The 16,352-nt window shown below is 48.5% G+C and carries 14 protein-coding genes; 2 read left to right on the top strand and 12 right to left on the bottom strand.

What is annotated here, in order from left to right; genetic code table 11:
• Genes AC3QL0_RS03575 through AC3QL0_RS03550 form a run of 6 tightly spaced genes read right to left on the bottom strand, consistent with a single transcriptional unit; the run spans position 1 to position 6,922 of the window.
• A complete protein-coding gene (locus AC3QL0_RS03575; protein WP_493010113.1) occupies positions 1-1,332 on the bottom strand; it encodes an NAD(P)/FAD-dependent oxidoreductase in 1,332 nt (443 codons plus the stop codon).
• A gap of 20 nt (positions 1,333-1,352) precedes the next feature.
• Complete coding sequence (locus AC3QL0_RS03570) at positions 1,353-2,354, bottom strand: ABC transporter ATP-binding protein (protein WP_493010112.1); 1,002 nt, start codon at positions 2,352-2,354, stop codon at positions 1,353-1,355.
• Positions 2,347-3,390, bottom strand: a complete 1,044-nt coding sequence (locus AC3QL0_RS03565; protein ID WP_493010111.1) for an ABC transporter ATP-binding protein — start codon at positions 3,388-3,390, stop codon at positions 2,347-2,349. The genes AC3QL0_RS03570 and AC3QL0_RS03565 overlap by 8 nt, the downstream gene beginning before the upstream one ends.
• On the bottom strand, positions 3,390-4,274 hold the full coding sequence (locus AC3QL0_RS03560; protein ID WP_493010110.1) for an ABC transporter permease: 885 nt from the start codon (positions 4,272-4,274) through the stop codon (positions 3,390-3,392). The genes AC3QL0_RS03565 and AC3QL0_RS03560 overlap by 1 nt, the downstream gene beginning before the upstream one ends.
• A gap of 11 nt (positions 4,275-4,285) precedes the next feature.
• A complete protein-coding gene (locus AC3QL0_RS03555; protein ID WP_493010109.1) occupies positions 4,286-5,236 on the bottom strand; it encodes an ABC transporter permease in 951 nt (316 codons plus the stop codon).
• Between the two features lie 3 nt (positions 5,237-5,239).
• Complete coding sequence (locus AC3QL0_RS03550) at positions 5,240-6,922, bottom strand: peptide ABC transporter substrate-binding protein (RefSeq protein ID WP_493010108.1); 1,683 nt, start codon at positions 6,920-6,922, stop codon at positions 5,240-5,242.
• A 175-nt stretch (positions 6,923-7,097) separates the two neighbouring features.
• Between AC3QL0_RS03550 and AC3QL0_RS03545 the strand changes: the two genes are divergently transcribed.
• Complete coding sequence (locus AC3QL0_RS03545; RefSeq protein WP_493010107.1) at positions 7,098-7,703, top strand: cupin domain-containing protein; 606 nt, start codon at positions 7,098-7,100, stop codon at positions 7,701-7,703.
• Between the two features lie 60 nt (positions 7,704-7,763).
• Here the strand turns inward: AC3QL0_RS03545 and pstB are convergent, their stop codons facing one another.
• The 5 genes from pstB to ppk1 all read right to left on the bottom strand — a co-directional run bounded on the left by pstB (position 7,764) and on the right by ppk1 (position 13,793).
• Positions 7,764-8,549, bottom strand: coding sequence for a phosphate ABC transporter ATP-binding protein PstB (gene pstB, locus AC3QL0_RS03540; protein WP_135866731.1), 786 nt, complete (start codon positions 8,547-8,549; stop codon positions 7,764-7,766).
• 17 nt (positions 8,550-8,566) lie between these two features.
• Entirely contained in the window at positions 8,567-9,433 is an 867-nt protein-coding gene (gene pstA, locus AC3QL0_RS03535; RefSeq protein WP_493010106.1) for a phosphate ABC transporter permease PstA, read from the bottom strand.
• A gap of 18 nt (positions 9,434-9,451) precedes the next feature.
• Positions 9,452-10,390, bottom strand: coding sequence for a phosphate ABC transporter permease subunit PstC (gene pstC / locus AC3QL0_RS03530; protein ID WP_135866727.1), 939 nt, complete (start codon positions 10,388-10,390; stop codon positions 9,452-9,454).
• 170 nt (positions 10,391-10,560) lie between these two features.
• Complete coding sequence (gene pstS, locus AC3QL0_RS03525) at positions 10,561-11,604, bottom strand: phosphate ABC transporter substrate-binding protein PstS (RefSeq protein ID WP_493010105.1); 1,044 nt, start codon at positions 11,602-11,604, stop codon at positions 10,561-10,563.
• A 104-nt stretch (positions 11,605-11,708) separates the two neighbouring features.
• Complete coding sequence (gene ppk1 / locus AC3QL0_RS03520; protein ID WP_493010104.1) at positions 11,709-13,793, bottom strand: polyphosphate kinase 1; 2,085 nt, start codon at positions 13,791-13,793, stop codon at positions 11,709-11,711.
• 191 nt (positions 13,794-13,984) lie between these two features.
• Between ppk1 and AC3QL0_RS03515 the strand changes: the two genes are divergently transcribed.
• On the top strand, positions 13,985-15,481 hold the full coding sequence (locus tag AC3QL0_RS03515) for a Ppx/GppA phosphatase family protein (RefSeq protein ID WP_493010103.1): 1,497 nt from the start codon (positions 13,985-13,987) through the stop codon (positions 15,479-15,481).
• Between the two features lie 49 nt (positions 15,482-15,530).
• Here the strand turns inward: AC3QL0_RS03515 and AC3QL0_RS03510 are convergent, their stop codons facing one another.
• Positions 15,531-16,325 (bottom strand): GNAT family N-acetyltransferase, encoded by a 795-nt coding sequence (locus AC3QL0_RS03510; RefSeq protein WP_493010102.1) that lies wholly within the window; start codon positions 16,323-16,325, stop codon positions 15,531-15,533.
• Positions 16,326-16,352: the final 27 nt, after the last annotated feature.

Here is a 16,352-nt window from a genome sequence, read left to right as displayed (position 1 = left end):
TTACATCATACCTGGACGCTGAATCGCACTGCCATCTACCAATCTAGCATGGCGAAACGGCGTCGCATCTACCACGGTCGTGTCATCACACACTAAATCTGCCGTGAGCCGCCCAGCCCCCAAACCTATACCAAAACCGTGCCCACTGTAGCCCGAAGAAATAATCAAACCCGGAATATCGTCCACTGCAGAAATAACAGGCACACCATCAGGCGTACTATCAATCAAACCTGACCAAGCCTCTTCAATTTTTACCCCCTTAAGCTCAGGGAAAGTACTCACCATCACTTTCTCTGCCTCGGCTACTAATGAGCCTTCGGCCCGCAGAGGCAGAATCCTAAAACGCTCAAAGGGTGAAACTTCATCGTAAGACCACTTGCAATACCACGCTTCTGGCCCCTCAAAGAAACTTTTACCTATACGTATTTTTAATCCACCATGGCGTTCTTTCATCATGGGTATAAATTTGGGCGCATAGCGCATTCCCTGAGGCGTGATATCCAAACGTCCACGCCCTCCTAGGCCTAAGGTATAACCACCATCTATACGCCTACGCATGGCTACCCCCGGCACCGATAACCCACCGGTAAAAATCTCTGGTGCAGGTCCTGTACGTAAAGCCGTGCTGTACACGCTAGCTTGCGGCAGGCTAATGCCCAACCTACGCAAAAACAAAGAAGACCAAGCCCCACCTGCGCACACTACCGTATGGCAAGTAATGTGACCTTTTTCAGTATAAACACCACTGACACGGCCTGCACTCAACTCTACCCCGCGCACCGCACAATGCTGCACTATGATCACGCCAGCACGTCGCGCCGCTTGTGCTAAAAATGGTACAGCACAACCCGGCTCCGCCCTACCATCTGTAGGACTATTTGCACCGCCTAACCATTGCTTAGTAGTGCCTTTTGCCATACTTTGTGCTTCACGCGCACTAAGCATTCTGCAATCCATATCATAGGCTTTAGCCATCTGATTCCAAGCTTCCCACTGATCTACATCAGCCTGCTTATCCGATACATAGGTAATACCAGATGCCCTAAAACTAATATCCCGCCCAATTTCTTCAGAAATCTCGGCCCATCGTTGCAAACTGTATTTGATCAGTGGGATTTCACGTTCATCACGATTCTGCTTACGACACCATCCCCAGTTTCGGCTGGACTGCTCATCAGCAATACGCCCCTTTTCCAGCAATACCACTTGAACACCCTTGCGTGCCAACTCATACGCTGTGGCCACACCGATAATCCCACCCCCAACTACCACCACCTCGGTGCTAGCAGGTATGTCCTGATCCACATCTATTTTCAGCAAATCTGATGGCATATCTATACCTTTATATGGAGTTAAAGCTCAACAGCACGCAAATTAAGATCATCACGTATACAGGCTTTCCAGTGCCCCGGCTGCACCTCTTTAAGTTCTGGTCGCGTTTCGGCACAACCTGCGATTGCATAGCGACAACGATTACGAAATACGCAACCAGAAGGAGGATTAATAGGGCTAGGAATATCACCCTGCAACACAATACGATCACGCTTGGTTTTAGCAGGATCTGGCACGGGCACAGCAGAAAGCAGCGCTTCGGTATACGGGTGTTGCGGGCTCGTAAACAAGCTAGCAGTAGGTGCGATTTCTACCATCCTACCTAGGTACATCACCGCCACCCTATCGGAAATATGTCCAACTACAGATAAGTCATGGGCAATAAACAAAATGGAAATACCCAATTTGCTTTTTAGTTCCAGCAACAGGTTTACTATCTGCGCTTGAATAGAAACATCCAGTGCCGACACTGGCTCATCTGCTACCAAAAGCTCAGGTTCACACATCAGTGCTCGTGCAATACCTACCCGCTGCCGTTGTCCACCTGAAAACTCATGGGCATAACGCTGCATCTGATCGGCCCGCAAGCCTACCATCTTTAGCATCTCCTCTATACGGCTACGACGCTCTTCGCGTGTCTGCGCTAATTTATGAATTTCCAGCGGCGCACTAAGAATGGCCTCAATGGTGTGGCGAGGATTCAGCGAAGCATAGGGATCTTGAAACACCAACTGCATTTTTCTACGTATAGCTCTCAAACTGCCTCTATCAAGCTGGGTAATGTCCTGCCCTTTGAAGAGTATCTTTCCTGCCGAAGGTTCGACCAAGCGCAGCACACTGCGACCTACTGTTGTCTTACCTGAGCCAGACTCCCCGACCAATCCTAGAATTTCTTGGCGCTGCAAACTAAAACTAATGTTATCCACAGCACGAAGCTCTTGCTGCACTCGTCCAAAAAAGTCTTTTTTGATGGCATAACGCTTACTCAGCCCTTGCACATCCAATACAGTTTCTTCATGCATGTTGCAGGCTCTCCGCTACGTTTTTCCATCGACTACAACGTACCCAATGCTGAGCGCTGACTTCAGCCAACACAGGATTTTCTTGCTGACAAACATCCGCATCAAAGTGCGCACAACGTGGTCCGAAATGACAACCTGAAGGTAATGCCAAAGGACTAGGTACAGAACCCGGGATAGCAGGCAGATCACTTTGATGCCCCTCCCCCAAACTCAATTTAGGTACTGACTTTAGTAGCCCCTGTGTATAGGGCATACCAGGTTGTGCGAACAAAGCCTCGACATTAGCTTGCTCCACAATCTGCCCGCAATACATCACCATGACCCTGTCAGCAATTTCTGCCACTACCCCTAAGTTATGGGTAATGAACAGTAGTGCCATCTTGGTTTTTTGTTGAAGCTCTTGCAGCAACTCTGTAATTTGCGCTTGGATAGTGACGTCCAATGCCGTAGTAGGTTCATCGGCAATCAATAGACAGGGATCATTGGCTAATGCCATGGCAATCATGGCACGCTGACGCATCCCTCCAGACATCTCGTGTGGATAGTTTTTCAAACGCTCTCGCGGCGCAGAAATACCCACCATATCCAGTAACTCTGCCGCCCTATCTAAGGCAGCCGCTTTACTGATCCCATGGTGTATACGTACCCCTTCTGCAATCTGTTTGCCTATAGTGTGTAGCGGGTTAAACGATGTCATGGGTTCTTGAAACACCATGGCAATATCTTTACCCCTACGGCTACGCATTTCTTTTTCAGACAAGGACAACAAATTTACTGGCTGGGTGTCTTCTCTGCCGTGGAACCAAACTTCGCCCGATAGCTGCGCTCGAGGAGCGGGTGGCGTTAAACGCATCACACCTAAACTAGTGACACTTTTACCTGAGCCCGACTCACCCACCAACGCTACGGTTTCTCCTTGCGCCACATCGAAAGACACTTGGTTTACTGCTGTCACCAAGCCGTTGACCGTTTTAAAACACACGTTCAAGTCTTTTACCTGCAATACTGGTGTAGCCTGTTTGGATTCATTCTGCATTACTGCACCTCCGCTTTAGGATCCAACGCATCACGCAAACCATCACCAATAAAGTTGATGCTAGTAACAGACAAGGTAATCATCAAACCAGGCAAAATTGCCAACCACGGCGCATTGCGCAAATATGATTGCGCACCCCCCAACATATTTCCCCAACTAGGAACTGGTGGCTGAATGCCATAGCCTAGAAAGCTAATGTAAGACTCCATTAGAATGGCATACGCCACACTTAATGTGGCCGCTACCACAATGGGGGCTACCGCATTAGGCAATAACTCTCTAAACATAATGCGCCAACTGCTAGCGCCCAATGCAAGCGATGCCACTGCAAAATCACGCTGCTTCAATGAGCGCATCTGAGCTTCCACAATACGTGCAACCTCCATCCACCCTGTGGCGGCCAGCAGAAAAATAATGGAGCTCACATCAGGTTTAATAAATGCAGCCAATGCCAGCAGCAAAAAAATAGTGGGAAAGCACAAAACCGCATCTACAAAACGCATTAACAGCGTGCCGATGCTGCCACCAAAATAGCCGGCTACCACACCAATCACAACACCAATACACATACTAATCAGCATGGCGCCAAAACCCACTGCTAGTGAAATACGCCCTGCCATCAACAGTCTAGCCAGCATATCTCTACCTAGTTGATCAGTACCAAACCAATACTCCCCATCTAAAGGCGGTGTGAAACGAGCCAGAATATTGACCTGTGTATCGTTATGCGTCAGAAAATACGGCCCAAAAACGCAAGCTGTCACCAACACAACAATCGTTACCACTCCAAACATGGCCAAGCGATGGCTCATGAAACGGCGCAGTGCTGTATTGCGATGTTGAAGAGGGCTTACCCCTTCTTGAATCACGTCTACAGTTGCCATAGTTTTACCCCTTAGTGCTCACGTATACGTGGATCCACCACGCTATACAGCAAATCAGCCAATAAGCTTCCCAACAGAACCAAGATGGCGGTAAACATCAACACGCCCATCACCACGGGATAATCACGGTAGCTGATAGAGTCCAAAAACAATCGCCCCATACCTGGCCATGCAAATACCGTCTCGGTTACCAAGGCTCCACTTAGCAACATAGGTAATTGCAAACCTGCTACGGTAATCATGGGCAGCATGGCATTACGCAAAATATGCCCAAATAAAATGTGGCTTTCGCTAGCCCCCTTAGACCGTGCAGTACGCACAAAATCTTGGCTCATGGCATCCAACATAGAAGAACGCATATAGCGACTCCATGTTGCCGTTGATACCAATGCCAGCACGATAGAGGGAGCAATCAAGTGATGGATGTAATTCCAGAAAGATCCATCGCCTGCTGTATAGCGGTTTCCTGAAGGCAACCATTGCAACTCAATGGAAAACACATAAATCACTATCAAGCCAAACCAAAACGTGGGAATGGAAATAGCGATCATGGACGCAATAGTGCTAATAGAGTCAAACCATGAGTTACGACGTATCGCCCCCATTACTCCTATCCAGCCACCTAGCAATACCGCCAAAACCGTTGCCGCTATCATGAGCTGGAAGGTGGCCCCCAAATGCGAACCAATCACGGACAGTACTGGTTGTTGGTCGCGGAATGATGCGCCCCAATCGCCCTGCAGCATACGCCACACCCAATCTAGGTACTGTATGTAAACTGGGCGATCTAGCCCCATGCGAGCCTCAATGGCGGCAATATCTGCGGCACTTAAATCACTGCTGGCTGCAAACTGGGACATTGGGCCTCCCGGTGCCATATGCAGCACCGTGAAACCTATCATTGTCACCAGCAACAAGATGCCAACAGCCATCAACAGCCGTCGTGCAATAAAATTTGCCATGGTTTATTTATCCCAGTACCAGGAACCCGCATTCCATGCGTTGGACAACACGTTCACGTTAGGTGTGAAACCCTCCAAACCTTTTTTGGTCCCCTCTACATGTACCGTCTGATACAGCGGCAAGATCACCAGGTCTTCACGCAGCACATGCTGTAGATCGTGATAGATTTTTTTACGTCCCTCTAGGTCCATGGTCTTACGCCCTTTCTCTAGCAACGCATCCGCCTCTGGATTTTTATACTGACCCACATTACTGCCACTGCCGCCTTGAGCTGGAATCGCACGACTATTGAAGCGATAGTTAGCATCGGGATCGTTACCCGTCATGTAGTTCACACTGACCAGAACCGACTCAAATTGCGATTTAAACCAGTGATCACCCCACATAACCGCTGCTGGCATATTGTTGATCTTCAGTTCTACACCAATGTTTTTCCAATCTTGTTGTATCAGTTGCTGAGTCTGAGCACGCAACTCATTACCTGAGGTGGTAGCCACGATAAAGGACAGTTTCTTACCATCTTTCTCGCGTATACCGTCTGCACCCATTTTCCAACCAGCCTCATCTAACAGCTGGGCCGCTTTTTCTAAGTTGTACTCTTGGGCAGGTAAATCATCGGCATAGGCCCATGAGGTTTTGGGTAGGAAACTTTCTGTCGTCTCAGGTAGGCCGTAATAAATGAGTTCTACGATGGCATCACGGTTAATCGCATGAAACAACGCCTGACGCACTACCTTTTCAGACAGAATTGGATGCTCATGGTTAATGGCAATCCCTTCGATAGATGCGATAGGTACAACGTGCACATCCAACTCCGGTACATCCTTAATCTCATCGTAGAAGTTATGCGGAATGCCTTGTATACCAACCGCATCTACTTGCCCCGTACGGAACTGGGTATACAACCCATTCATATCTGGAATGTATTTAAACTCTAAGCGCTGCAAATAAGGGCCATCACCGTAATATTGCTCATTTGCTACCAGCACCACACGGTCACCGGGTACTCGACTATCAAATTTGAATGGGCCCGTGCCAACAGGCTTTTGGCTCATGCTGGAAGCATTAGGATCCGCATCTTTTTCCAAAACATGTTTAGGCACCATGAAGGTGGAACTCAATTGCGAAATGTACGGAGCGTACAACTCTTTCATGGTCCACATAATTTCGTGATCGTTAATGATTTCTACTTTCTCGATCAGCTCATGGCCTTGTCGCGTACGAGTATTAAACCCTTCCTGATTAATCAAATCTAAGGTGTATTTCACATCTGCAGCGGTAAAGGGCTCACCATCGTGCCATACCACGTCATCACGCAGTTTGACGCGCCATGTCAGGCCATCCTCAGATATCCCACCATTCTCTACAGTCGGTACCTCTACCGCTAAACGTGGTACGAAATTCCCCTTTTCGTCTGGTGCCCACAGAGGATCGTACAAATTCCACCACACCCCATGATCAGCTTCGATAGAGGAAATTAAAGGGTGCAAAATGGTGGGCTCTTGTGACAACCCCATCACTACTTGCCCTGTAGGGCTACTAGGTGGAGCCGCTACTGCCTGTGGTGCCCACAACGCAGTACTGAAGACACTTAATCCCATGCAGCAAGACAAGCCCAGTTGAATAACACGACGTCGGGTGAATTGCCCAACAGATAGAGCTAAGGTAGGATCAATTTTGTGCATGATATTGTCTCTCTCGAAATTTAATTGTGCTAAATTGCTTCTTATAATTTTTTAATCACACTAAAATTATTATAGGTTTACTGAAGTACCGTCAATACGATTCTCTCTGGGGTTATCCCTAGAGGCCACTCATAAACGGGCAATGATTTCTTGAAACTCGGAGACAAATACTGCCGTGTCACGCGTATACTCACCCACTGATCCAGCGGACGAGAGCTTCCGCTTTGGCCTGCGCATTCGAGAACTGCGGCAGCAAGCAGGGCTGACCTTACAGCAGGTAGCCAATCTGAGCGGCATGTCAGCAGGCCTAATCAGCCAGATTGAACGTAATCTTACAGATCCATCTATGCGCTCATTACGTATGTTGAGCATGGCGTTAGGTACACCTATTGCGCGTTTTTTTGATGAACCTGAACATCATCATTCTTCAGAACGCTACATAGTGCGCCATGACGAACAACGTAGATTAATTCTGAATAAAGCGGGGATGAGTAAGTACCTTACCTCCCCTGACTCTCCTGGACTAATTGAGGCATATTTAATTATCCTAGAATCAGGAGCTCGCTCTGGAGAGGTCAAATACATGGACGTCACCGGCGAAAAATTCTGCTATGTACTTGAGGGGAAACTGCAGGTCAGTTTAGACAATCACTCGGTGTTACTGGAGACAGGTGACAGCTTCCGCATCCCCACCCATACCCAGCACTCCTTTGCTAACACCAGTGACAGACCCTGCCGTTTTTTATGGAATATTGTGCTGCTGGACAAACCTAACAGTTAAAAAAACCTGCCAGAGCATCAACTCTGGCAGGTTTTTTATTTCTACACACCGTGTAGCAGCTTAACCGAATCTACCTGTGATGTAGTCTTCAGTTTCTTTGCGAGTAGGTTTCACAAAGATTTGATCTGTTTCGCCGAATTCCATTAGCTCGCCCAAGTACATGTAGGCGGTGTAATCGGAACAACGTGCCGCTTGCTGCATGTTGTGCGTTACGATCACGACGGTGTAATCACTTTTCAGCTCAGCGATCAGCTCTTCCACTTTAGCGGTAGAGATAGGATCCAGCGCTGAACAAGGTTCGTCTAGCAACAATACTTCTGGTTTGATCGCTACACCGCGAGCAATACACAGACGCTGCTGCTGACCACCGGACAAGCTGTTACCGTTCTGGTGCAGTTTATCTTTCACTTCGTTCCACAACGCTGCCTTGGTCAGCGCCCATTCCACACGCTCATCCATTTCACCTTTGCTGAGCTTTTCAAACAAACGCACGCCAAAAGCGATGTTGTCGTAGATGCTCATTGGGAACGGAGTTGGCTTCTGAAACACCATACCCACTTTGGCGCGGATCAAGGAGATATCCAGCTTAGAAGTCAGCAGGTTCTCGCCATCCAGCAAGATTTGACCTTCTGCGCGTTGGCCGGGGTACAGCTCAAACATACGATTGAAGGTACGCAACAAGGTGGACTTACCGCAACCGGATGGGCCAATAAACGCCGTCACTTTCTTTTCACGGATGGACATGTTGACGTTTTTCAACGCATGGAAACCACCGTAGTAAAAATTCAGATCTTTGATTTCCAGCTTTGTGTTCGAATTTTGCATAGTCGTTGTCTGTTCTGACATGGTTACTCCGGTTCAATCTACTTGTTGCGGAACAGCGAGCGGGCAAGAATGTTGATGCCCAGCACAAACAAGGTAATAAGTACAGCGCCGGCCCATGCCAGACGGTTCCAGTCTTCAAAAGGACTTGCCGCGTATTGGAAAATCACCACTGGCAAGTTGGCCATAGGGCCATTCATGTTCATGGACATAAACTGGTTGTTCAAAGCGGTAAACAGCAGCGGCGCTGTTTCACCCATAATGCGGGCGATAGCCAGTAGAACACCAGTGATAATGCCTGAGCGAGCCGCTTTATAACAGATCGCTGTGACCACACGCCATTGTGGGCAACCCAATGCAGCAGCGGCTTCACGCAAGCTGTTAGGTACCAACTGCAGCATGTTATCGGTAGAACGCACCACCACAGGAATCACCAGAATCGCCAAAGCCAGCGAACCTGCCCAACCTGAGTAATGGCCTACTTGTGCCACATACGTAGCATAGATAAACAAACCAATAATAATGGACGGTGCGGACAGCAGAACGTCGTTCAAGAAACGAGTCGCTGGAGCCAACCACCCACGGCGGCCATATTCAGCCAAGTATGTACCGGCTAATACACCTATTGGCGTACCGATCAACGTACCCATACCTGCCATCATAAAGCTACCCAAGATGGCATTCAGCAAGCCACCATCACTGCCCGGAGGAGGAGTGGACTCCACAAAAAGGCTAAAGCTCAGTGCCGAGGCACCTTTGATCAGCAGCGTAATAATGATCCAGAACAACCAGAACAAACCAAAGATCAACGCAATAAACGACAGCGTCAGCATCAGCTTGTTGATCACAGAGCGGCGTTTGTACACCGAGTTATTCAGGTTCAGGATAGAAGTTGGTTTTGTAGTCATGATAATGTCGCCTTCCTATTAAGTTTTGCTACCTTCGCTCTTAGACAAGCGAAGCAACATTACTTTGGACAAGGCCAACACAACGGTGGTGATCAAGAACAGAATCAGGCCCAGCTCTAACAATGCCGATTTCTGCATACCGCCCGCTTCGTTAAACTCATTCGCCAGCGCAGACGCGATGGAGTTGGACGGCGCGAAGATGGAGTTTGGCAAATTAAAGGCATTACCAATCACAAAGGTTACTGCCATGGTTTCACCCAAGGCCCTACCCAACCCCAACATCACCCCTCCAATTACCCCGTTACGGGTAAAGGGCAATACCACTTTCCAGGTCACTTCCCATGTCGTGCTACCCAAACCGTAGGCTGACTCTTTCAACAAGGAAGGCACCAGTTCAAACACATCGCGCATAACGGCGGTGATGAACGGAATAATCATGATGGACAGAATCAAACCTGCTGTGAACACACCGATACCAAAGGGTGGCCCCGCAAAGATAGCTCCCAATACTGGCACACCTTCAAACAAGGAAATCAGGCTTGGCTGTACATACTCTTGGAACAGGGGCACAAACACAAACAACCCCCACATCCCGTAGATGATGGACGGAATAGCCGCCAACATCTCAATCGCTGTACCCAGTGGACGACGCAACCAAACTGGTGACAGCTCGGTTAAGAACATCGCAATCCCGAAGGATACTGGCACGGCAATCAGCAGTGCGATAAAGGATGTTGCGATCGTACCTAGGATTGGTACCAATGCACCGTACTCGTTACGTACAGGATCCCACTCATTGGTCCAGAGGAAAGACAGACCATACTCTGCAATAGATTCCCTACTACCGTAGATCAGGGACACCATGATCCCAGCAAGAAGGATAAATACTAAGAAAGCAAAAGAGCGGGTCAGGTTCTTGAATATGGCATCCAAGAAAGAATTCTGGGTTTGTTTCATAACAGCGTCTCGGGATCGTGCCCCATTTTTGTGTAAATTGTACGGGACACCAACACGTATCCCAAATTAACAAAGCGTAATTGTCACATAACAAGGACGGAACCACCTAACAGGTTGGAACCGTCCTCGAAGAATTACGCTTTTACACTACAACTTGAAGCAAAAGCTGTTTATTTCCAGATAGCTGTGCCATCAGCTGCTTTGATCTCTGCAGCCCAGCTGGCTTTAATCTGATCAGTCACTTCTTTAGGCAACGCTACGTAATCCAGTTCTTCGGCTTGCTGAGCACCGTTCTCGAAAGCCCAGTTGAAGAAATCCAGCACAGCTTTACCGTTTTCAGGTTTATCTTGCACTTTGTGTACCAAGATAAAGGAAGCGGACGTTACAGGCCAGGACTCAGCACCAGTTTCGTTAGTCAGGATCACGCCCATACCAGGAGCGCTAGTCCAGTCAGCATTCGCGGCTGCGGCGGCGAAGGAAGCCTGGGAAGGCTGTACGAACTGACCATCTTTGTTTTGCAGCTGTGTCCAAGACAGGTTGTTCTGTTTGGCGTAAGCGTACTCAACGTAACCGATGGAGTTTTTCAGCTGGCGTACGTAAGCGGCAACGCCTTCGTTACCTTTACCACCTTGACCTGTAGGCCATTTAACAGCTTTACCTTCACCTACTTGTTCTTTCCAGTCGTTGGATACTTTGGACAGGTAGTTAGTCCAGCCAAATGTTGTACCGGAACCGTCTGAACGGTGTACCACAATGATGGATGCGGAAGGCAGTGTCAGTTCTGGGTTCAGCGCTTTGATCGCTTCGTCATCCCATTTAGTGATTTTTGCCAAGAAGATGTCAGCCAATACTTCACCAGACAAACGCAACTGACCAGGAGCCACGCCTTCAACGTTTACTACAGGCACTGTACCGCCAATGATGGCTGGGAACTGCAGCAAGTTGTTTTCAGTCAATGCATCGCTTTTCATCGGGTCATCAGAAGCACCGAAATCTACAGTTTTTGCAATAATCTGCTGTTGACCACCACCAGAACCGATGGACTGGTAGTTCACTTGTTTACCAGTTTCTGTGTGGTAGGAGGCAGCCCATTTAGCGTAAATTGGGAAAGGGAAAGATGCACCAGCACCAGTGATATTAGTTGCTTGTGCCGACACAGCCAGAGCGCCGAACGTAACGACCACAGCAACTTTAGAAAAAACTCGTTTCAACATCTAGACACCCTCGAGATGGATATTCGTTTGGTTATACAGGCACATCCCTGCACGTATAGCTATAGTAAAACCCAAATATTACATGTTCATGACATGTAGACATCTTAGGATTTATTGTTGCCTGGCCCTAACTTATCCATCAACAACTGATGAACATTCACGGCTTTGCCACGGCCTTTTACACGTACATATCTACCATCAGGTAAGGCCTTCCATGCCAATTGGTTGTCTTTCATCGAATACGTAAAGGACTCGGTAATCACACGACGTTTCAAGCGCTTGTTTAATACAGGCACACCCAGCTCTACGCGACGGAAGAAATTACGCTCCATCCAATCTGCAGATGACAAATACACATTTTCTTCGCCGCTATTGTAGAAATAGAACACGCGAGAGTGCTCTAAGAAGCGTCCCACAATAGAACGCACCTGAATATTCTCAGATAGCCCCGGCACACCTGCGCGTAATGCACAAATACCGCGAATCACCAACGAGATACTCACACCCGCCTGACTGGCTTCATACAACGCTTTGATGATGCGTGGCTCTAGCAGCGAGTTCATCTTCGCCATAATTTTGGCTTTCTTACCGGCCAGCGCGTTGTCACGCTCTTGGTGTATGTGCGCAATCATGGCTTCATGCAAGGTAAATGGCGCTTGCAATAAACATGTGAGATTACGTCTAGCGCCCAAGCCAGTTAACTGAGCAAAAATTTTGTCCATATCTTCGCAAATCGCGTTATCGGCGGTAAGCAAACCAAAATCTTCATACAGTTTGGCTGTACGTGGATGATAGTTACCCGTACCCAAGTGGCCATAACGACGAATCAAGCCTTTTTCACGGCGTAGCACTAACGCCATTTTGGCGTGCGTTTTATGCCCTACTACCCCGTAACTAACGTGCGCGCCCACTTCTTCCAGACGTGCTGCCCAATTAATATTGGTTTGCTCATCGAAACGTGCCATCAGTTCTACCACTACCGTCACTTCCTTACCGGCCCTGGCTGCCATCAGCAACACACTCATCAGCTCGGAATCTTCACCGGTACGGTAAATCGTTTGTTTAATCGCCACCACATGTGGATCCAACGCTGCGGCACGCAAGAAACTCAAAATAGGCGAGAAGGACTGGTACGGGTGATGCAACAGTTGATCTGACTTAGACAATACGTTGAAAAAGTCACTAGGATCATCATCCAACAGATCAAATGGCGCAGGCACTGGCGCACGGTAGGGCGGGAACAGTAGGTCTGGGCGATCATCGTTATCACACAACCTCGATAGCCTAGACAAATTCACCGGGCCCAACACACGGTACGTGTCCGCTTCAGTCAGGTTAAATTCGCGCTGCAAAAATTCAGCGTGGTTGGCGGGTGCAGACAAGTCTATTTCCAAGCGTACAGCCGCACCAAAATTACGCTGCGACAACTCCCCTTGCAGGGTTTGACGCAAGTTAGTGACCTCTTCCTCGTCTACAAACAAATCACTATTACGTGTCACACGCCACTGGTAGACGCCGTCCAAGATCATGCCGGGGAACAGTTCGCCCACAAATGCCTTGATCAACGACGTCAACAACATGTAGCCATGCGGAATACCAGCGATTTCTGGTGGCACCGCAATTAATCGTGGCAATGCTCTAGGAGCTTGCACAATGGCAATAGAACCTGTGCGCCCAAAGGCATCTGAACCACTAAGCTGAATAATAAAATTCAGACTCTTGTTATACACACGTGGAAACGGATGCGCCGGGTCTAAGCCGATAGGCGTGAGCAACGGCATGATTTCGCGGCTAAAGGTCTCATAGGCCCACTCACGAATTTCATCCGTCCAGGTATTAGGCATCAGTAAACCAATGCCCTCTTCCATCAACTGCGGCAGCACATGGTGCACCAACAGCTTATTTTGTTTATCGACCAGCGTGTGAGCTGCCTGCTGCACCTTATCGAAGGCTTGCTGTGGTGTAAAACCATCTTCACCCACGTGATCGTTTTTTTGCAGGATTTGCTCTTTAAGACTGGACACCCGAATTTCAAAAAACTCGTCCAGATTCGAGCTCACAATACATAGATAACGCAGTCGCTCCAGCAATGGCACCGTGGGGTTTTCCGCCATGGCCATCACACGTTCGTTAAATTTCAGCAGGGAAAGTTCGCGATTTAAGAAAATCGCATCAGGAGAAGGGAGCATAGTTCAAAAGGTACTCATCGTTGCCGTCGTCACACTTTTTACACTGCTATTTTGACAGTTTTATGAAAGTTCATAACAAAGAAGGTGTATGTGCTTTTTACAGCCCCATAGTTTGCCTTGATATTTACCGTGCCATAGTTGGTAGCTTATACGTATAATCGCATAATAATTGTCAGCACTAAGCACAGATAATGGAACAACTACTCGCAGCGGTTGACCTGGGTTCAAATAGTTTTCGCCTGTCTATAGGCAGAGTGGAACAGCATAATGGTCATGCTCAGATCTATGCGGTAGATCGCTTGAATGAATCCGTACGTCTTGCCTCTGGTATGAGCGCAGACAAACGCATACATCCTGAAGCGGTTGAACGTGCCGTCTCCGTACTGAAACGCTTTCACGAGCGTATTGCGGGGTTTCACCCCAATCGAGTACGTGCAGTCGCCACCAACACTTTCCGCGTTGCCAAAAACCGTCAGGCCTTGCTTGAAGCTGCCGAGAACGCTTTGGGTTTCCCCATTGAAGTGATCTCCGGCTACGAAGAAGCTCGCTTGATTTTCTCTGGTATCAGCAATGAACTCCCCCCTTCCCCTAACCGACGCCTAATGATTGATATAGGTGGTGGCTCTACGGAAGTCATTATTGGTAAAGGCTTTCAGCCCATGTTGCTGTCGTCATTATCCATGGGCTGTGTCAGCTATACCGACCGGTTTTTTCCAGACGGCACCATTACCGAAGTTCGCATGCAGAAAGCCATTCTGGCGGCGCGTAATGAGTTAGAAGGCATTGCCAAGCAATACCGTAAAACTGGCTGGCAAGAAGCCTATGGTTCGTCGGGTACTGCCAAAGGTATTATTGCCATCCTGCAAGCCACCGAGATGTCTAAAAAGGGCATTACGTTGGAAGGCATGGAACAGCTTAAAGCCAAACTAGTGCGTGATCGCACCGTCAAAATTAGCGAGCTACCCGACATCAAGCCACACCGTGCTCCGGTGCTAGCGGCTGGTCTGGCAATCATGATTGCGGTGTTCCAAGAGCTGAAGATCAAGCTCATGTTACCCGGTGAAGGCGCGTTGCGTGTGGGTGTGCTCTACGACCTGCTTGGACGTGATTCTGAACGCGATAAACGTGAAGAAACCGTTATACAACTAAGCAAACGCTACCATCTGGATATCAAGCAGGCCACACGCGTTAAAACTGCTGCACTCACCTTGTTCGATCAGTTAGCGCTGGTGAACAATCAAGAGAACCAAGAACTACGTCGTTCATTAGGTTGGGCAGCCTCATTGCATGAGGTGGGCCTGAGCATCGCGCATAGCGACTATCACCGCCACACCGCCTATGTGCTGGAAAACGCAGATATGCCTGGTTTTTCCAAAGATGACCAGTTTCTGTTGGCCTTCTTAACCCGAGGCCATCAAAGTAAGCTCACTAAGCTGCCTTCTTTTGAAGCAGAACCTACACACTGGCAGGCGCTGCTCTGTTTGCGCTTGGCCGTCATGCTGATGCGCCGACGTGAAGACTTAGAAGAGCTTCCCCTACACCTACAAAACACCCCAGAAAAGCTGTTCATACACACGAATAAAGACTGGCTAGCAGCTCGTCCGTTATCCGAGTTTGCTTTGCGCACTGAACAGCAGCAATGGGAGCGTACAGGCTTACTGAGTGTCAAACTCAAAACCACTAAGTAAACCGTACCGTGCAGCATAAAAAAACCAGACAAATGCCTGGTTTTTTTATTTACTCTTCGTCTGCAATACCAAAGTGACGTTTATAGCGTATATCCATTTCTTCCATGTCTAGCAGAATAGGAAAGTCCGCTGTATTAAAGTCAGGGTCCCATGCAGGTTCACCGCAGATTTGAGCACCTAAGTTCAGGTAACCTTTGATCAGTGGTGGAATACGTGCTGGCAATTGGCTGTTGAGCTTTTCTACGGGGTAGCGATGCAAAGGCTGTAAGCGTACTACGTTAGGATTACGCTCCATAAAGTCTTTGGCTTCGCGCCATACTTTTGCGGCTGTTACGCCGTCGTCACGCAAGCTCACACTCGCACAACCCAGTAAGTAACGAAAGCCTGCTTGGTGCGTAAGCGAAATAATGCCCGTCCATAGCAGCATAATCACACCGCCATTTCTATAGGCAGGGTGTATGCAGGAACGCCCAACTTCAACCACGCTATCGCGCACGTCTTTCAGTGCCGAGATATCAAACTCAGACTCAGAGTAATACGCCCCTACTTTCTTTGCACCTTCGGGCATCAGCATGCGGTAGGTACCTACCACCTGCTTTTTCTCTTCGTCTACCACCATAAAGTGGATGCAGTGTTCATCGTATTGATCTATATCCAGCCCTAAATCGGCACTGGGAAAGACGGCATTCATTTCGCTAGTAAACACGTCGTAGCGTAACTTTTGCACAGCCCTCAGCTCTTCCGGTGTTTGCACCAGTCTAAGCTGTATGCCCCGGGCTTCTGGATTGCTCCAGACCGACTGAGTGATCTTCCCCTGCGAAACAGACTTTCTTGGAATTAGCATAGTGGCCTCCAAAGCGTTTGTTCTATC

This window comes from Paenalcaligenes sp. GW821-LYS-B07-1, assembly GCF_058803365.1.
This window is presented reverse-complemented; position numbering and strand designations above follow the sequence as displayed.